Annotated in this window: 17 protein-coding genes; 6 read left to right on the forward strand and 11 right to left on the reverse strand. The window is 46.2% G+C overall.

Going from position 1 to position 18,726, the window contains the following annotated elements; genetic code table 11:
• Positions 1 to 320: 320 nt before the first annotated feature.
• On the forward strand, positions 321 to 1,304 hold the full coding sequence (locus QWJ20_RS03560; RefSeq protein ID WP_433991870.1) for an AraC family transcriptional regulator N-terminal domain-containing protein: 984 nt from the start codon (positions 321 to 323) through the stop codon (positions 1,302 to 1,304).
• Positions 1,305 to 1,623: 319 nt separating this feature from the next.
• On the opposite strand, the gene QWJ20_RS03565 is transcribed toward QWJ20_RS03560, so the two are convergent.
• The gene (locus tag QWJ20_RS03565; RefSeq protein ID WP_277513834.1) at positions 1,624 to 2,781 is read right to left on the reverse strand and encodes an iron-containing alcohol dehydrogenase; all 1,158 of its coding nucleotides are present in this window, start codon (positions 2,779 to 2,781) and stop codon (positions 1,624 to 1,626) included.
• Positions 2,782 to 2,991: 210 nt separating this feature from the next.
• Between QWJ20_RS03565 and QWJ20_RS03570 the strand changes: the two genes are divergently transcribed.
• On the forward strand, positions 2,992 to 3,885 hold the full coding sequence (locus QWJ20_RS03570) for a LysR family transcriptional regulator (RefSeq protein WP_433991871.1): 894 nt from the start codon (positions 2,992 to 2,994) through the stop codon (positions 3,883 to 3,885).
• Positions 3,886 to 4,015: 130 nt separating this feature from the next.
• Here the strand turns inward: QWJ20_RS03570 and QWJ20_RS03575 are convergent, their stop codons facing one another.
• The 3 genes from QWJ20_RS03575 to QWJ20_RS03585 are packed head-to-tail and all read right to left on the reverse strand — an operon-like array spanning position 4,016 to position 5,518.
• Complete coding sequence (locus tag QWJ20_RS03575) at positions 4,016 to 4,627, reverse strand: NAD(P)H-dependent oxidoreductase (RefSeq protein ID WP_119889625.1); 612 nt, start codon at positions 4,625 to 4,627, stop codon at positions 4,016 to 4,018.
• A 34-nt stretch (positions 4,628 to 4,661) separates the two neighbouring features.
• Positions 4,662 to 5,186: an NAD(P)H-dependent oxidoreductase gene (locus QWJ20_RS03580; protein ID WP_174865958.1), complete on the reverse strand. Its 525-nt coding sequence runs from the start codon at positions 5,184 to 5,186 to the stop codon at positions 4,662 to 4,664.
• 26 nt (positions 5,187 to 5,212) lie between these two features.
• Positions 5,213 to 5,518 carry a DUF1330 domain-containing protein gene (locus QWJ20_RS03585; RefSeq protein WP_262252658.1) on the reverse strand — a complete coding sequence of 102 codons (306 nt, stop codon included), beginning with the start codon at positions 5,516 to 5,518 and terminating at the stop codon, positions 5,213 to 5,215.
• Positions 5,519 to 5,871: 353 nt separating this feature from the next.
• Between QWJ20_RS03585 and QWJ20_RS03590 the strand changes: the two genes are divergently transcribed.
• Positions 5,872 to 6,852 (forward strand): LysR family transcriptional regulator, encoded by a 981-nt coding sequence (locus tag QWJ20_RS03590; protein ID WP_433991872.1) that lies wholly within the window; start codon positions 5,872 to 5,874, stop codon positions 6,850 to 6,852.
• Positions 6,853 to 6,887: 35 nt separating this feature from the next.
• On the opposite strand, the gene QWJ20_RS03595 is transcribed toward QWJ20_RS03590, so the two are convergent.
• Positions 6,888 to 7,790, reverse strand: coding sequence for an AraC family transcriptional regulator (locus QWJ20_RS03595; RefSeq protein WP_174869390.1), 903 nt, complete (start codon positions 7,788 to 7,790; stop codon positions 6,888 to 6,890).
• A 389-nt stretch (positions 7,791 to 8,179) separates the two neighbouring features.
• Here QWJ20_RS03595 and QWJ20_RS03600 point away from each other — a divergent pair, with 389 nt between their 5' ends.
• Positions 8,180 to 9,352: an NAD(P)-dependent alcohol dehydrogenase gene (locus tag QWJ20_RS03600; RefSeq protein WP_433991873.1), complete on the forward strand. Its 1,173-nt coding sequence runs from the start codon at positions 8,180 to 8,182 to the stop codon at positions 9,350 to 9,352.
• Positions 9,353 to 9,654: 302 nt separating this feature from the next.
• Here the strand turns inward: QWJ20_RS03600 and QWJ20_RS03605 are convergent, their stop codons facing one another.
• From QWJ20_RS03605 to QWJ20_RS03615, 3 genes are all read right to left on the reverse strand, one after another.
• A complete protein-coding gene (locus tag QWJ20_RS03605) occupies positions 9,655 to 10,674 on the reverse strand; it encodes an NADP-dependent oxidoreductase (RefSeq protein WP_433991874.1) in 1,020 nt (339 codons plus the stop codon).
• A 7-nt stretch (positions 10,675 to 10,681) separates the two neighbouring features.
• Positions 10,682 to 11,500, reverse strand: coding sequence for an oxidoreductase (locus tag QWJ20_RS03610; protein WP_433991875.1), 819 nt, complete (start codon positions 11,498 to 11,500; stop codon positions 10,682 to 10,684).
• 94 nt (positions 11,501 to 11,594) lie between these two features.
• Positions 11,595 to 12,377 (reverse strand): SDR family NAD(P)-dependent oxidoreductase, encoded by a 783-nt coding sequence (locus QWJ20_RS03615; protein WP_433991876.1) that lies wholly within the window; start codon positions 12,375 to 12,377, stop codon positions 11,595 to 11,597.
• A 144-nt stretch (positions 12,378 to 12,521) separates the two neighbouring features.
• Here QWJ20_RS03615 and QWJ20_RS03620 point away from each other — a divergent pair, with 144 nt between their 5' ends.
• Together QWJ20_RS03620 and QWJ20_RS03625 are read left to right on the forward strand one after the other, a co-directional pair.
• Entirely contained in the window at positions 12,522 to 13,088 is a 567-nt protein-coding gene (locus tag QWJ20_RS03620; protein WP_226308974.1) for a TetR/AcrR family transcriptional regulator, read from the forward strand.
• Between the two features lie 353 nt (positions 13,089 to 13,441).
• Positions 13,442 to 14,356 carry a LysR substrate-binding domain-containing protein gene (locus tag QWJ20_RS03625; RefSeq protein ID WP_433991877.1) on the forward strand — a complete coding sequence of 305 codons (915 nt, stop codon included), beginning with the start codon at positions 13,442 to 13,444 and terminating at the stop codon, positions 14,354 to 14,356.
• A gap of 73 nt (positions 14,357 to 14,429) precedes the next feature.
• Here QWJ20_RS03625 and grxB read toward each other — a convergent pair whose 3' ends face one another.
• From grxB to bglF, 3 genes are all read right to left on the reverse strand, one after another.
• Positions 14,430 to 15,065 carry a glutaredoxin 2 gene (grxB, locus tag QWJ20_RS03630; protein ID WP_433991878.1) on the reverse strand — a complete coding sequence of 212 codons (636 nt, stop codon included), beginning with the start codon at positions 15,063 to 15,065 and terminating at the stop codon, positions 14,430 to 14,432.
• Positions 15,066 to 15,329: 264 nt separating this feature from the next.
• On the reverse strand, positions 15,330 to 16,733 hold the full coding sequence (locus tag QWJ20_RS03635; RefSeq protein ID WP_433991879.1) for a glycoside hydrolase family 1 protein: 1,404 nt from the start codon (positions 16,731 to 16,733) through the stop codon (positions 15,330 to 15,332).
• Positions 16,734 to 16,744: 11 nt separating this feature from the next.
• Positions 16,745 to 18,646, reverse strand: coding sequence for a PTS beta-glucoside transporter subunit IIABC (gene bglF / locus QWJ20_RS03640; protein ID WP_433992379.1), 1,902 nt, complete (start codon positions 18,644 to 18,646; stop codon positions 16,745 to 16,747).
• Positions 18,647 to 18,726: the final 80 nt, after the last annotated feature.

Consider the following 18,726-nt stretch of genomic DNA (forward strand, 5'->3'; position numbering starts at 1 on the left):
TTTTGTTCATTGATTTGGTACGTTGTCGATGAGCGCTCCAGCGCAGCCTACAAACGGTTCTGGTAACACGACCATTGTTCTGTTTTATCTAGTCCAGACCCAACCGCTATCACAGCTCGGCCTGTTGGCGTGTCTACTAATTCCAAGCGCCGAGGCATGCTCGTTCTTGGTGTGAGGATTGTAGAATCTTTGACCTGCGTTCCATTAGCATATTTCTATGGTTTACATGCCTAATCCTATGAACCTTTGCAGGCCCTATAGGCTTACGCGTCTCAGATAGGCTACAGTGAGAAGTGAAATTCGTAGAGGAGCGAGCCAAGATGATTTCTGCACAATCCCCCAAGAAGCAACGAGATGACTACCTGAGTGCGCTGATTAGCGACATCGGTGAACGCACACCTGGCACAGGCGATTTCGGCACTGCGATTCCGGGTTTGGATCTCTTTCGCCGCAATGCACCAGCGCCACCAGTCAGTTGTATGGTTCCCCCCAGCATCGTTCTGGTTGTGGATGGGGCCAAGAAGATGTGGGTCGGTGGTGAGGGTTACGAATATGATTCATCGCGATTTTTGGTCACATCGCTTGACCTGCCCGCGAACTCAGAAGTCACAGAGGCAAGCAGTGACCGACCGTGTTTAGGGTTAGCATTCAAACTGGATCAGCGAGTTTTGGCTGAGTTGATCGCCCACGGCAATTTGTCGTCTCGAAGGGATAGATCAGTAAGTACTGGCGTAGGTATTGGTACCGTCACGGAGGCGATCTTAGCGCCGTTCAGCCGTCTAGTGGCATTGTTGGATGAACCAGAGGCCATCCCCATTCTTGAGCCAATGATTCAACGTGAGATTCACTACAGGTTATTGATGAGCGATCAGGCTGCCAGGCTGCGACAAGTTGCAGCCGTCGATGGCCATGGGCACCGGATTGGAAAGGCGATAGATTGGCTCAAGGTGAACTTTGCATTGCCCTTGCGGGTTGAAGAGTTGGCTCACCATTCTCAGATGAGTACGCCATCATTCCATCAGCACTTTCGGCAACTGACGGCGATGAGTCCAATTCAGTATCAAAAATGGTTGCGCCTGAATGAGGCGAAACGACTGATGCTGAACGAACACCGTGACGTTTCAACGGCGGCTTTCGAGGTTGGATATGAAAGTCCATCACAATTCAGTCGCGAATACAGTCGTATGTTTGGCGTTGCCCCAAAGCGGGATATAGCAACGCTGCGAGAGAAAGCGAGAGAGAACGTCGGCATAAATGTAACGGCCTATGCCCAAATCTCTAAGCCGAATACAGCGACGCTTTAGCTACCCTACGCTTATTTCCGGAAATGTGCTGTTCGAGGTCATGTGTTCAACAACTGCCACATCGAGTTGCTCTGGTGATGGCGTGTTATTATTTCATACAAGGCCTACCACGACCTTTTTATCACTTGATATCGACTATAATTCACCCTCAGAAATTGCCATCATTGATTAAATGGCAATTTCTTTTGGGCTGATTAACTCTTGGTTAAAACTTAATAAAATTGAAGCTTTTCGTATTAATAACGCTATTTACCCTTTCGTTATTCCTTTTCTTTCTCTATAGAAAGAATGGTATTACCATAACGATTGACAATACATTTTAAAGAGCCAGTCTCAGAACTTCCCCAACCTTTTCAGTCGTGATAGTAGAGCGCTCGCCTAAAGCAACATGCCCATGTTCTTCAAGTTTATTAATAATTTCAGGAATAATCTCCTCACCCAGTCCATAGTCAGACAAATGCGTTTTTACTCCCATTTCCTCAAAAAATTTAACGGTCGCCTGAATAGCCTGCTCTGCCATTGTTTCGGTATCAGAAACCGGTATATCCCAGACTCTGGAACCATACTGAGCAAGTTTTTCCGCCTTTTCTGAACGGCAATATTGCCAGATAGCAGGCATAACGATAGCTAATGTTTGAGCATGATCGAGACCATAAAGCCCAGTAATTTCCTGCCCAATTAAGTGAGTAGCCCAGTCAGCAGGCGTGCCTGTACTGAGCAGGCCGTTAAGTGCCATCGTAGCCGACCACATAATATTTGCTCTGGCATCATAATCTTCTGGGGATATTAATACTTTTGGACCTTCTTCCTTGAGCGTATTCAGCAACCCCTCCGCAAGCCGGTCCTGTACTTTTGCATTCACTGGGTACGTTATGTATTGCTCAAGAATATGAACAAATGCATCAACCACACCATTAGCTGTCTGGTTTTCTGGTAGCGTAAAAGTGAGTTCAGGTTCCAGTATAGAGAACTGAGGCATAATATAAGGCGATGCAAAGAAAAGTTTATCTTTTGTCGCAGCCTTTGTGACAACAGAAACATTATTCATTTCTGAGCCAGTAGCCGCGAGGGTCAGTACGCAGCCAATCGGCAGGGCTTTTTGCACAACGCTACCATAGCTTTTGACAATATCCCAGGCATCACCTTCATAACAGGATGCTGCAGCAATAAATTTTGTGCCGTCAATGACGGAACCACCACCAACAGCTAAAAGGAAGTCAATTTTTTCTTGCTTAACAATATCCACTGCTTTCATAAGCGTTTCATAGTGCGGATTAGCTTCGACACCACCGAACTCGAATACAATGGTATTTTGCAGTGCGTCTTTAACTCGTTTTAAAACGCCATTTCTTTTAACACTCCCTCCTCCATAAACGATCATGACTCGTTTATCTAGCGCAATCTCTTGGGAAAGGCTAGAGATCTGATCTCTACCAAATAGAATCTTGGCGGTATTTTGGTAAACAAAATTTTGCATAATATGGCCTTATCGGGTTTAAAAAATAGATAGAAAATTAATATTTATGGTAAATTACATCTCACTTGAATAACGTTATTTTATCATTGCCTGGACGACTTTTTAATTGCCTTTTTTTTAAATGTCTTGTGAAGGAAATTCATCAATAAAAAGAGAGTTGATATCATGGGTGTTATTCAACGATATAAAAAATAGCAAGGGGTGATGCCAGTGGATGAACTAAAAGTCTTTTTAAGCGTAGCCAGACAGCGTAGTTTTACTAAAGCAGCCGCTGAATTGGGTGTCACACCTTCAGCTGTCAGCCATGCAATGAAGTCACTAGAGGAACGGCTGGGTATCAGACTGCTGGCGAGAACCACCCGCAGCATCTCGACAACAGAGGCAGGGGAAAGATTAAGTAATGAAATAGGCCCTTTGCTTGAGCAAGTGGATGATGCGATAGGTCGGCTAAGCGAACTTAGGGAGAAGCCGACAGGAACGCTCCGTATCACTGCTTCTGATGACGTTATACAGTATCTCGTCAGACCTATTTTACCCGAATTTTTTGCTCGCTATCCTGATATCCAAATTGAGGTTGGAATTGACTACGGTTTCACTGATATTGTGGAACAGCGTTTTGATGCTGGTATTCGTCCCGGAGATTCCCTCAATAGCGATATGATTGCTGCTCGAATAAGCCATGACTGGCGTCAACTCTTAGTTGCTTCACCAGGATATTTTAGCCGATATCCTAAACCCCGTACGCCGCAGGATTTGCTAACTCATAATTGCATTAATGTCCGCTATTCAGATACTAGTGGCCTTTATGCATGGGAGTTTGAAAAAGGCGAACAAAAGTTCAGTCTCAAAGTCAAAGGGTTGTACACTGTCAACAGCACCATTCATCAACTAGATGCTTCTCTTGATGGCATTGGTATTGCGTATATACCTGAATATGTAGCTGATGATTATATTAAACAAGGAAAACTGATTTCAGTCTTACCTGAATGGTCTCCATACTTTGATGGATTTCATATTTTTTATCCACATCGCAGAAAAGATTCACCAGCATTCATAGCTTTTGTTCAGGTTTTGCGCGATAGATATACTACGGGAGTACGGTAACTTGCCATTTAATAATAATGAACAAGTTAGACATGCATTTTACTGAAAAAAAAGAGGCATAACAGAGCCTCTTAATCAAAATAACAATTAAGATTATTCGACACAAAAATAATCTAAAATATAAACAGTGTTATTTCTCAAGCCGCTGTATAAATTCTTTTTGATATTCAGGCAGTCGTGAAGAACTGACAGATTGGAATGTTAACGGCGGTAAATATACCATTCCAGCATGCAGTGCACTGGCCTTCATTGGTGCAAAAACCTCTGCCAGACTCATGCCGATCCTTCCTGAACTACCATAAGTGCTTTCATCACCTGCGGCAGTCGTTACAATTAACATTTCTTTGCCCTGCCAGAGTCCCGGCCCTACGCTTCCCCAAACGTCGTTTAGATACGCTTTCATCATAGGCGTTATATTGAACCAATGCGTAGGGAAAAGAAAAACAATGCGTTCATTCTGGCGTGTAAGCAGTTTTTCTTTATTGCTATCAATGCCACGAGTATCATAGCCATAAATAGTTTCTAAATTTCGAACAGTCACACCTTCAACACTTTCTGCAGCCTGCTGTAATCCTTTTATCATCACAGAGCGTTCTGGGTAAGGATGTGAAACGATCACAAGTGTTTTTACTGCTGCTCGATGAACGTTATCTGCAGCAATTGATGCGTTGGCGGAAAACAACCCGATAAGAAGTATTTGAAAAGAAAGAAACCCAGATAAAACTAACTTCATCTTACTCATAACGAACCCCTTTAAAAATAAATAGCCAGACTTATCAGAATTGGAGTCTCGCTGAGAGCTTAGTCTGAAAATCTAATAAGGTCTCTTTATCCGCTTGAGTAACTTCAAAGAATGCAAGAGGTTCGACGTACTTCATCCCCACATACCGTGCACTGGCCTTCATTGGGGTGAGCACGTCATCCATCGTACCGTCAATCAAGCCATCATGGGAATACAGATGCTCACTGGCACCGGCAGTGGTTACCACTAGCATTTCTTTACCTTTAAGCGCCTCTCCCCCCGGGCCAAATGCCCAGCCATAAGTCCAGACTTCGTTAAGATAAGCTTTAAGATTCGGAGTAAGGTTGAACCAGTGGGTTGGGTACATGAACACGATGCGGTCCGCGTCTTCACTGGCCGCTTGTTCTGCCACAACATCAAACTCACTGATGGTATTACCATAAAGAGATTCGAGATTACGAACGACAATGTCGTTTCGCGCTTCAACCGTTTGTTGAAGCATTTTAATTACCCGTGATTGAGAAGCGTAAGGGTGAGAAACGATAACTAACGTTTTCATGGTGAAAGAACCTCAAATTATTGCATCTATTCTGGAATATTTTCAACCAGCCAGGCATTTGTTTCAGCGGCTGCATGGCGATAGGGAATTATTTCCTGGTATTCAAAGGAGTTATACCAATTACGCGCATTTTCAACGCAGTCAAATTCCAGCATAACAATTACGCCTTGTGGGGGATATCCTTCTATCGTTTCCATTCTCCCACCTAGAATCTTTAGTATTCCGCCATAACGAGTATAGCTTTCAGCGACTTTTTCTTGATAAAGCGTTAAAGCCTCAATGTTGTTTACCTTCACATCAAAGATGAAATATGCCTTGCTATTTCCTTTCATAAGACTCCCATTCCAACAATTGCTATTTCCATCAGGCACTGACTTTAGTAAAAATAATAATCAAGCCCAGATAAAAGCATCCCCTTCGTGATATTTTCCCTGAAATGTTAACCACCTACAGAAATAGGTTTTTAGATTTTCTCCATAAAATTCGTCATAACTTGTTAGAGAAATAGTGTATTTTATGGCTAACTTGAAAAAAGGACGGTATCTCGTATGTGTTGTTGGTACCATTATGCACAACGCTTACCCATTATTTAACAGTACATATGGTTGATGAATTGATAACCTCAAGTTGTCAATCGGCGCATACGTCTTTTACCATCTTAAGCATCATTTCCCGAGGTATCGATATGGAACTTTCACAACGTGTCCGAGCCATACTTTCATTTGTCGAAGCCTCTGATGTCGGGAGTTTTGCATCAGCAGCCCGCTCGTTAGGGATAAGCTCGGCAGCAGTCAGTAAAAATGTGGCGAGTCTTGAGCAGGTCTTGGGTATACGCCTGATGAACAGGACAACCCGTAAACTGAGCCTCACCGATGAGGGAAAACTCTTTCTTAAGCAAGCACGTATTGCTATCGATGCTCTGGATACTGCGGTTGATGCTGTCGTCGCGAGAAAAATGGAAATTAGTGGGCATGTTCGTATTTCAACCAGTGCGGCATTCGGACGAGAGCAAGTGTTACCCGTGCTTTCAGGGTTACGAACCCGCTACCCATCTCTGTCCGTGGAGGTTGATTTTGATGACAGGATGGTAGATCTGATCCGTGATGGATATGATCTGGCCATCAGGGGAGGACGCATCGTCGATTCGACACTGATATCTCGTCCGGTCTGTCAATTAGGTATGATTCTCGTCGCCTCTCCTGAGTATCTTAAAAACTATGGAGCCCCTCAGTCCCCTCAAGAGCTAAGCAAGCATCACTTGATAGCTCGCCGCTTTTTAGGTGGAAAGGTCTCGCCATGGGGATTTCGCTCAGAAGATGGCAGCCTGACAACCATGGAACCCGACAATGCTGTTATTACTATTTCCGCGCCGGAAGCTCAAGTTCAAGCAGCTTGTCTGGGGCTCGGCATTGCTCAGGTTGGGGTTCATCACGCGCTTCGCTATCTAAAAGAAGGGTCGTTGAAAATAGTGCTTATGGGCAAACACGATCTAGGGAATTACGAGATGGTTATTCAGTACCCACACAGAGCGCTTATAGCACCTCGTGTACACGCAACGGTAGATTATTTATTAACTGCTTTCCATGAAGATCCGTCTCTCAATTATCCCTTTGACCAACTTAAGATTTACTGCGAAAACGTCAAAAAAGATAATCTTTCGGAATGAAAATTCATTTCCCTATTAAATGTTTATTATTTCGTTTAAGAAAGCTGACCACTAAACTGTCGGCGCAGCCCTTCGATATCTCGTTTTGGCGGCGTTCCGAAAAGCGCGGTATATTCACGGCTGAATTGTGACGGACTCTCATAGCCTACCTGAAAGGCTGCGCTTGCCGCATTCATACCCTCACTAAACATCAGGCGTCTGGCCTCGCTGAGGCGTAACCATTTCTGGTATTGCAATGGGCTCATCGCTGTCAGTTGGCGAAAATGTTGATATAAACTGGACGTGCTCATTTGTAAATGAGCAGCAAGTTCCTCAATACGCAGCGTCTTACTGTAGTTTAATTTCAACCAATCAATCGCCCGGGCAACTCGGTGCCCTTGGCTACCGACACAGGCTATCTGCCACAGTCGTGCCCCTTGATCGCTACGCAATAGGCGATAGTGAATTTCTCGTACAATCAGCGGTGCCAACACAGGAATTGAATCTGGATCGTCTAACAGGTCAATCAGACGTTTGAAAGGTTCCAATAACGTTGGCGTCACCGCGCCCAAGCCAATGCCGACACCATAATCACTGGAGCGTTCGGCGGGCAGATGAACGTCACCTTGAGCCATTAATTCGGCCATAAGGCGTAAATCAAGTTTGAACGACAACCCTAGACAGGGTTTTTCTGGATTTGCCTCCAGCACCTGAGAATAAGCAGGAATATCAAGCGATGTGATGAGGAAGCGAGAGGCGTTATAAGCATAACTTTCGCCTGCTACCAGCATTTGCTTTTCCCCCTGTACAGCCAGAACAATACTTGTCTCAACAAGGCAGAGAGTGGGTGGCACAGGTGCATTACGGCGAAAAAGGATTAGATTGTTAATACTACACAGGCAATCTTTATTACCTTCTACTCGACGCGCTATGCTGTTTGCCATCGATACACGCATCATCTCGAATGTATCTACTTTGCTATAGTCTTGCCAATCGTTTTCCAGCATGGCTATTCCCCACGTTGATCATCACACGCAGTATATCCATTTGCTCGCACAGGACTATAGATGAAAATACATTCTGGAGAATCAGGCAAGAAATTTGGTGATTTTGTATATCGATAGATTATCTCGGCGGATAAGATAATTTTGCTGCTCTGGCTTACTGTACAGATTGCGAATAGTGCTAACAGATATAACAGTAATTCGTTCTCAGTATGGAAAAAGAAAATTACTGACTCGCCAAAGCAATGCCAGTTCACCTATACGATTCATGAGAATTATTGCTGTTATCCGACTGCCATCATCATATCGAGATGAATATCCCCCCTTCTGTAGGAGTAACGAGTATGAGCGAAAATAAAGACCTAAGCCGCCGAGATTTTGTCATTCGTTCTGGTGCCATAATTGGTGCAGGCCTGCTGATGGGGAGTCCGATTGGGGCTCTTGCCGCAAACAGCAAAGATCTGAATATCAAATCTCGTGGTTATGCTGCTTTTGATACCTCAGGGAAACTTGCACCCTGGTCGTTCGAACGCCGTCCAGTCGGTGATAACGATATTCTGATAGAAACGAAATACGCCAGTATCTGTCATTCCGACATCCACCAGATGAAAGGCCACTGGGGAGTACAGAAGTACCCTCAAGTTCCCGGACACGAAATCGTCGGTGTGGTCGCCGCAGTCGGAAAAAACGTCACACGCTTTAAAGTCGGCGATCGCGCAGGGGTTGGCTGCATGGTTAACAGTACGCTGCCTCGTAATGAACTGGCAACACTGGAAAACGTTGAACAGTATAACCCTGCGACCATTTTCACTTACGGTTTCCCAGAAAAAGACTCACCGACAGGTATCTCTCAAGGGGGATATTCGACGAATATCGTCGTGCGCGACCATTTTGTCGTACATATTCCAGACAATATTAGTTTTGAAGAAGCTGCGCCGTTGTTGTGTGCAGGTATTACTACCTACTCCCCATTGATGAAAGCGAACATCGGCAAAGGTATGAAGGTAGGCGTGGCAGGTATCGGCGGCTTGGGACATATGGCGATAAAACTTGCCGTTGCCAAAGGCGCTGAAGTTTACGCTTTCACGACTTCAGCATCAAAGACTCAAGATATTTTGTCCTTTGGCGCGAAAGAAGTGATCGTAGTGGATGACCTTAGCAAAATGAAGCCGTATCAGGGAATGCTGGATTATATGATTTCCACTATCCCTTATCAGTATGATGTCGCCGCCTATGCTTCGGTAGTGAAACCTTACGGTACGTTTACCCAAGTTGGTATGCCTGAAGGTTTTCAACTAACACTGAGTGCACTTGGGCTTGCAGCCTCCAGAGTGAATTTTAATGCCTCAATGATCGGTGGTATGAAAGAAACACAGGAAGTCGTTGACTACTGTGCCAATAATAAAATTTTACCGAAAATTCAGATTATCAAGGCGGAGCAAATTAATGAGGCGTGGGATAATGTATTCAATAAGAAAGCACGTTATCGCTATGTGATAGATACAGCGACAATATGATTTTACATGTTCTCCTTCCGCTTAAATTATCTTTAAAATATCTACCTCTCTTCACCCGGTCAAAAGACCGGGTTCTATAAATGCTATAAATGCCATGCTGGCGTTACTATATTCGTTTCGATGGCGTGTTATCTGTAGAGAAGGGAATGCTTAAGCGGGACTTTTGTATTTTATTAATACCTTTACGTGCAAAAGTCGTCCTGACACACATTCCGTTTTTCCTCTGCATCGAAAGAATGTGGTGGCCAGATTTGGGGTCATGTTGGTTCGAGCATGATGACGTCGCTGTTAATGGAAAGACGTTACCCCTGCATCTTGATGACAACTTTTCCCTTTGCATGCCCTTGGGCAAGATAGATAAGTGCATCTTGTGTTTCAGCAAAAGAAAACACCTTGTCGATCACTGGCTTGATTTGTTCCGTTTCAAGGAGTTTGCCAATTTGGGTCAGTTGAGCACCATCTGGTCGAACGAAATGAAATGTGTAGGCCGTGCCCCGCTTTTTCGAAAGACGCATAATCTTTCGGCTCATCAACCAGAAAACAAAAGTCAGAAAAAAGTTTACTCGCCTAGCCCGTGCGAACGCGGCATCTAACGGCCCGATGAGAGAAACAATGATGCCTCCAGGCTTAAGCGTATTGATGGATTTTTCAATCGCATCACCTCTGAGAGTGCCAAGTACAATATCGTAGCCGCTCAACACGTTTTCGAAGTCTTGCTTTTTATAGTCAATCACTTCGTCTGCGCCAAGATGACTTACCCATTCGACGTTGCCTGTACTCGTGGTCGTTCCCACCGTTGCGCCAAGGTGTTTCGCCAGTTGGATTGCAAAGGTACCAATGCCCCCCGAACCTGCTGGGATCAAAACCTTCTTACCAGGCCGGAGTTTGGCACGCTCGATCAGTGCCTGCCAGGATGTGAGACTCACCATCGGGAGCGAAGCCGCCTGCACAAAATCCAGGTTTGCTGGTTTCATCGCAGCTGCGTTCTCAGGCACCACGGCAAATTCGGCAAGAGAGCCCGTTCCCCTATCGAAAATGCTGGCAAAAATTTCATCGCCTGGCGCGAAACGAGTCACGCTGCTCCCTACTGCGATGACGACACCAGACAGGTCACTGCCCAATGTTGCAGGGAGCGTAAAATGCAGAACGGGCTTAAATATTCCGGTAGGGATCATATTGTCGATAGGGTTTAGCCCCACAGCGTAAACGTTAACCAAGATTTCATCAGCGTTGAGCGAAGGATAATCTACGTCATCGAATCCCAATTCAGGATGCTTACCATAACGTTTAAACGTGAAGGCTTTCATCGTCTTATTATTCATTTTTTATTTATCCTGTCGTATCAAGCTGAAGACTATTACGCACCACTTTGTCGAGGAGTTTTGTGGGCGCAAATCTAAGCAAAAAATTCAACTGGCCAGCCAATTTCCCCGCTGTGTAGCGCAACTTAGGCTGTGAACTCTGGGCCGCTTTAACAACGACTTCCGCCACCCTCTCGGGGCTTTCCGCCTCCGCCATCGCCTTACCAACAACTTTCGTCAGCTTAGCCCGAATACTTTCATACTCATCAAGCTTCGCGTCTGGTTCTATATTATTGACTTCAAACTGGGTTTTTATGTAAGCCGGTTCGATCACAGACACTCTTATACCTTGAGTGCGCAGTTCATGATCCAGCGATTCCGAATACCCTTTGACCGCATGCTTACTGGCTGCATAAAGTGCCATATACGGCAACGGAACCGTTCCCAATATCGAACCGATGTTGATGATGCGACCGCTGCCCTGACGGCGCATGTGAGGAACGACCGCTCGAGTCAACCGGACTATACCGAGGAAATTCGTGTCGAAAAGGCTCTTAGCCTGTTCGATTGAGCTTTCTTCCGCTGCCGCCGGCGCAATACCAAAGCCTGCATTATTCACCAAAATATCGATCCGACCTTCCCGCCGCAGCAGCTCATCAATAGCGGCCTTTACGGACGCATCATCGGTGACATCAAGCGCCAATAAAGGAAAGGCATGCTTACCGGCCTGAGAGCCGCGTCGACTCGTGCCATAGACCGTATACCCCGCGGCTAATAGTTTGTTAGCCGATGCCTCGCCAATTCCTGATGAGGCCCCCGTCACAAGCGCTACACGTTTATTTGTCATGTTGAAATAAGACCTTCATAAGTGGTTTGGGGCATACTCCTCTGCAAAACAGCCAAAGACTGTGATTCGCGTCCTGCAGAGTGCGGCTCATTGGCTAAAGGGCTTTATATCGCTCTGCAGCTTCATCTTGTTTGATGTCTGAAAGCAAAACCTGACGCGAAGCATCGAGGGTGTCCCAGCGTGCAGCATTATGTAAAGGTGGAATAGTGACGAGCTCCCGACGATCAAAGCCAACCAGTGCGGCATCCACTAACTCGCCCACTTCCATGAATTTTGGAGAATTACTGATGTCGATACCTGCACGGTCCCAGATTTCCGTATAAGTACCGGCAGGAAGTACCACCTGGACATAAATACCTTTGGGCGATAGCTCAAGACTCATTCCCTGAGATAAGAAAAGAACAAAGGCTTTGGTTGCGCCGTAAACCGTCATTGCAAATTCCGGGGCTAAGCCGACTACAGAGCTGATATTGACGATCGATCCTTCCCCTGCTTGCACAAATCGTGGTGCCACGGCACTGGCCAGTCTGGTCAAGGCGGTGACGTTAAGCGCGATGAGTCGCTCTATAGAATCGGACGTCTGCTCGGTGAAGCTACCCGACTGTGCGATACCCGCGTTATTGATAAGAATGCCAATCTGCGCGTCTTCACGCAGGCGAGCTTCGACCACGGCTAAATCACTCGGTTGCGTGAGGTCAGCAGGCAGCACATCAACAGAAATACCATTTTCCTGTCGCAGACGATTGGCAAGTGTCTCTAACTTTGCTTTGTTGCGGGCGACCAGAACCAGGTCGTGTCCACGGCGGGCGAACCGTTCAGCGTAAACCGCGCCAATACCCGTTGATGCGCCTGTAATGAGAACTGAAGCTTTAGTCATAAGTTGATCTTCTTCATTTGATAGTGATTGGTGAAACGCCAAACATAATGATGATGATCGTAATCTAAAAAGTCAAACGGTTTGATTACGATCATCATCAATGTATACTTGTGACATAATTTTTTAAGAGAGGACCCTAAAGCGATGAAAGTTTCGAAAGAGCAGGTTCGCGAAAATCGAATGCGTATCGTTGAGACGGCCTCGGTGCTGTTTCGTGAACGGGGGTATGACGGCGTGGGTATAGCGGAACTCATGTCAGCCGCAGGTTTAACGCACGGCGGATTTTACAAACACTTTAGCTCCAAGGCAGATTTGATGTCGGAGGCGATGAGCTGCGGTTTTTCGCATTCGATAGAAAATACCGTGGGTGTCGATATGGCGGGTTTTGTAGAGAAATATCTCTCTCGTCAGCATCGTGATTCGATGGGAAATGGCTGTGTGATGTCAGCGCTTGGTGTGGATTCAGCACGCCAGTCAGCATCCATTAAGGAAAGTTTCGCGGCTGGAATTGAGAAGCAGCTGGCTACATTAGAAAGCGAAAATGGGTCGGGAGACGACGTGCGTGCCGAAAGAATTAGCGCTCTTGCTCATCTTGTTGGCGCTCTGGTGATGTCGCGAGCCTGCCCAGATGATTCCGCCCTCGCCGATGAAATTCTAGCGGTTTGCCGCTCACGTATTCTCAGTCAGGAAGCACTCTTTCCCGGCAAGTGATTCACCCTTCTGTGCAGTGAAGAAGTCATTCACATCAGCGGAAAAGCGAGAAATACGATTGCCAAACGTCACCTTGCCAGCTTTCCAGTAGGAAAGTGACACGCCATCGTTCGTCTGAAATGAACCAATCTCCAGACCTTCCGCATCTGAGAGCTAAGCGGGCAGTCCCTGAATCGCATTAGGAAAGTCGAAATCTCGTCCAAAGTGTTGCAGTGCGGTTTTACGCATAATGCTTACCCCTTCTGGCTTTTAATAGCCTGCTGCCTGAAAACAGATACATTTTACTGAGCCAGTTCTTTAGTATGTAGAGCAGAAAATGAAAGTAGATCTTCCATGTCTGAGAGGATGCAATATTGGATCTGAATGCGCTTAACATGTTCGTCATGGCCGCCCGGAGCGGCAGCCTGACTGCTGCTGCACGAGAGAACAACATCCCGCTGCCGACCCTGAGTCGCAGGATTCAGGATCTGGAAAAAGAGCTCAAGGTGCTGCTGCTTGAACGAACAGCGAAAGGTTGCAAGGTAACGGAAGCTGGGAAAAAATTACTTAACCACGCAAGCTCTGCGATGGATATCCTTAACGACGCTGAACAGTTTATGGCGCCAGGTCATCCCCACATCACCGGACGCCTGCGATTGACGCTTCCCCAGTCTATGGGACCCTGGTGGGAAATCATCAGGCAGTTTCAGCAGACATACCCACGCATTGCGGTAAATGTGTATTCCACCGAGAGAAGAGTGGATCTGATATCAGACGGGGTCGATGTTGCGTTACGAGTAGGTAGCATCGCTGATGATTCCGTTGTTGCACGGCATTTAATGGATTTTCGCCATATTCTTGTTGCCAGCCCGGGATTACTGAATGCATCACCACCCCTACGTGAGCCATCTGACCTGATGAGGTTCCCGTGTGCAGCCTGGGGCTCTGTTATTGACGCGCGCCCGGTGTGGATGCTGGGCAATCACGCTTATGACGTCTCAGCCGTATTGACGGTTAATGATTATCTTCATTTACGAGCAGGTGCCCTTGCCGGGGATTTCATCACCGAATTACCGGCGTTTTTCGCTGCTGAATATATTAAAAGAGGAGAGCTAACCGAGCTGCTTCCAGAGTACCCGCTGCCCTATTCGTCTTTGCATCTGGTATACAAAAAGCAGCAGCACATCTCTTCAACGGCCAGAGCCTACATCGATTTTTGTACAGCGCACATCGCCGAATTATCAGAACAATGTCGCGTTCCGTCTGACGCTTATTTTAGGGAAGAATGATGCCGGATATTCTGCACGCTTTTAACACTATTTAGTGCAGACAAGGGGGGATAATCCTCCCCCCCCTCTTTAACTACAATGCTTTATCAGTAAATAGGGGTACGTTGCATTGTTCTGAGATAACATTCAGATAATGGTTCAAATAGGCCGGATACGGGAAACCTTTAACAATCGTCAGGGAGTTAAGCAGCGGGAATAAAAAGAAGTCTGTCGTGGTGACACGCTCTTTCGTACTCAAATAAGGCTGGATTTTAGTCAGTTCAGATAAAATTTCATCTGTGAAATCCTGGCTTTTTGCGATTAACTCTTCCAGATTACCAAAAGCCTTTATCTCCCTGATGGTATATGCCTCTCTGGCTGCCGCTGTCGAAAGCTCTTTAAAGTCAGCTTTTGTAAAACGCGGGATAGCCAGATTATAAATGGTTCGGGTGGCATTTTTACACCAGTCCTCGATCTCCTTATCACAAGGCTCGTTCAATTCGACAGTGCCTGAAAGCCCGTCAACATAACGGACGATATCCATGCTTTCCGGCATGTAGGTTCCATCTTCTTTTTGAAGAATCGGGACGACTTTGCGCCCTACCATTTTAGTCAGCGTTTCTGAATCCCCTTCCATAATGACACCCAGTTCAAAGGGGACCTTTTTGAGACCAAAGATCATTCTGGCGCGAATACAGAAAGGACAATGTTCATATACATATAATTTCATAGCAATCTCATTAGGTCAGGCGTGAAAAGATAACGTGCCGATGTTGATGTGTTTTCAAATCGCTCGGTAATGGCGTTACCGATACAGCAACATCTTGCGCAACAAGTGCGTGTTTCAAGATTGACGTTGGTTGTGCTGGATTCAATTCTACGGGGCATAGCTCAGCAGGAGATAAATGAATCACGACAAACTATATCGATTTCGCGGCAACACGCTGCAACCCAGCATTGCAACGTTAAGCAGGCCCGAAGGCCTGCATCAGCCTTAAATATAAGGAAGCAGCGTCTCACCGTTGCTGCGGATAACATCCCGATACCAGTAAAAACTGTCTTTTTTATATCGGGCCAGGTCACCTTGTCCGACATCATCACGATTCACGTAAATAAAACCATATCGCTTACCGAGTTCGGCCGTTGAGTTACTGACCAGATCGATAGGTCCCCAGGAGGTGTATCCCATCACATCCACGCCATCCTTCATCGCCTCGTAGACCTGATAAAGATGGTTATTCAGGTAAGAAATGCGGTAGCTATCATTAACAGAGAAATCGTCATTGAGCGTGTCTCTGGCACCTAAACCATTCTCAACGATAAACAACGGCTTTTGATAACGGTCCCACAATAGGTTCAGCAGTATCCGAATCCCCGTTGGATCGATCGTCCAGCCCCACTCAGAAGTAGGCAGTAGCGGGTTTGAAATCATGCTGAGCACATTGCCGCGAGACTTCTCAATGGTGTCTTCATCGGTGGTAGCACAGCCGCTGTTGTAATAACTGAATGAAATAAAATCGACGGTATTTTTCAGATGCTGGCGATCGTCTTCTGTAATAACCAAGTCGATATTGTTATCGCTGAAAAACCTCAGCATATAACCCGGATAGGCACCACGGCACTGCACATCGCCAAAGAATAACCATGCACGATTTTCGTTCATGGTCTTCAGGACATCTTCTGGTTTGCAGGTCAGCGGATAGACCAGCCCACCAAGCAGCATATTACCGATCTTCGCATCGCTCACGATCTCGTGGCATTTTCCGACCACAATTGCACTGGCAACCAGCTGGTGGTGTATTGCCTGATATATCTCTGCCTGACTGCTGTTTTCCGGCAAACCTACGCCCGTTAATGGCGCATGCAGAGACATATTGATCTCGTTAAAGGTCAGCCACAGTTTGACTTTATCTTTATAACGTTCAAAAACGGTCACAGAGTAATTAACGAAAAGCTCAATAAGCGCCCTGTTTCCCCAACCGTTATATTTCGTCACCAGATTCCACGGCATCTCATAATGAGACAGCGTGACCATCGGTGAAATGCCATGGCTGAGGAGCTCATCAAATAGTTTATCGTAATATGCAAGCCCAGCTTCATTGGGAATCTGATCATCACCATTCGGATAGATCCTCGCCCAGGCAATAGATACTCTTAAACAGGTAAAACCCATTTCACTAAAAAGAGCAATGTCGTCAGGATAACGATGATAAAAATCGATGGCGACATCTTTAATACTGCTGACATCACCGCCAACGCGTTCAACAACACGGCCAAAAATACCGTTGGGTTGTACGTCAGAGGTCGTTATCCCTTTTCCATCTTGATCCCATGCCCCTTCAACCTGGTTTGCAGCAATAGCTCCGCCCCAATAGAAACTGTCTGGAAATTTACTCATCTCCCCCTCCCTCATTTCACCGTCTTCATTAATAATGCGCCATGCGTAATCGTAGCCACATCGGTAATCTCTACTGATTTAAAATCATCGCTGTTATTCACTAATACCGGCGTATCAAGCAGACAACCCGCCTTCTGAATAGCTTCAATATCAAATTCAATTAACAGATCCCCGGCAGAAAAGCGGTCTCCTGATTTAACATGTGCGATAAATCCTTCACCGTTAAGTTTGACTGTATTAATGCCAACATGAATTAACAATTCGATGCCAGTATCACTGACCAGATTAATGGCGTGCTTAGTCTTAAATAAAGAAGAGACGTGACCATCAAACGGTGCCGTTACTTTTCCTGATGTAGGAATAATGCCGACCCCCTCACCCAGTATCCCTCCTGCAAACGTTGGATCCTGAACATCAGCAAGTTTAATCACCTGACCTTCCAGAGGAGAGAAAATAGCGGTATCAGCTTGGGTACTCTCAGCCCATGATTTTGGTTCAGACAAGACAGCCGGTTTTGGTTCAGGCGCGACGTCCTGTTTTGGCAACCCCATGAAAAAGGTCAACAGCGTTGACAAAATCAGGGATACGGCGGTACCGATAATCGCCCCCCAAACCGTCATATCCATGCCGGTAGGTGGAATCATCTGCGCCAGCGTGAAGAAACTAGTCATGCCGAAGGAATAAATGCTGCCGTGGAACGCACCAACAATCATCCCACCAATTGCACCGGACAGGCAGCCAAAGATAAATGGACGTTTATTGGGTAGGTTAACCCCATAGACCGCAGGTTCAGTAATACCGAAGGCTGCGGCACTCACAGCCGAGCCTGAAAGCGCCTTCATTTTTGGATCGCGTGTTTTCAGGAATACGCCAAGTGCCGCACCTAACTGCCCGACAACAGCGGGTACCAACAGCGGCTGCATAACGTCATGCCCCAGTACGCTAAGGTTGTTAATCATGAGCGGCACCAGACCCCAGTGCAGACCGAACATCACGCAAACCTGCCACAATCCTCCCATGATGCCACCAGCGACCGCTGGGGCAAACTCATAGGTCACCAGGAACGCATTCGCCATCATGTGACTTAACCAGGTCGCAAGCGGCCCAATAACCAGAAATGCCACAGGCACCACAATGGCCAGCGCAATAAACGGCGTGAAAAGGTTTTTCACCGCTGACGGCAATATCTTATTGCAGTACTTTTCCACCAGGCTGCTAAGCCAGGCAGCGAAGATGACAGGGATCACCGAGCCTGCATAATTTATCCAGATGACGGGGATGCCCAAAAAGGTATCTGCCGGTGCGCCAGACTGCGTGGAGGCCTCAAAAGCGGCAATCATGGTTGGGTGCATTAACGCCCCGCCAATCGCCATAGACAGGAACGGTGAACCGCCAAACCGTTTACCAGCGGTATAACCCAGCACCAGAGGAAAGAAGTAAAAAAGTGCATCACCAGCGGCGGCCAGAATTTTGTATGTACTGCTGGTCTCTGAAAGCAGGCCAAATACCAGCGACAGTGCGAGAAGCCCCTTCATAATACCGGAGGCAGCCAAAATCCCCAGGAATGGCGTAAATATCCCCGAGACAACATCAATCAGGCGGTTGAAAAGATTTCCTTTTTCTTCATTCTCACCCACACCATCCGTCGTGTCTGCTTTATTCTCGCCAGTCGCCCCCAGTGCTTCAATAGCCTGATAGACTTCAGAAACATGATTACCGATAACAATCTGTAGCTGCCCACCACTTTCCACCACCATAATAATATCCGGATGATTATTCAGATCATTTTTCTGAACAAGGTCGTGTTTTTTAATTTGAAAGCGAAGACGTGTGGCGCAGTGAATAACACTTTTTATATTTTGGTTTCCGCCGACTTTACTGACGATAAATTCGGCAAGTGACTGATGTTTCATAGGGATATTTACCTTAAAAAAAAGCAAAAAAACCCACCCAAACCAGAAATATCTGATTCGAAGTAGGTTTTGCCTGCAAA

It is taken from the genome of Pectobacterium sp. S5, from assembly GCF_051707265.1.
Lineage (GTDB): Bacteria > Pseudomonadota > Gammaproteobacteria > Enterobacterales > Enterobacteriaceae > Pectobacterium > Pectobacterium polare.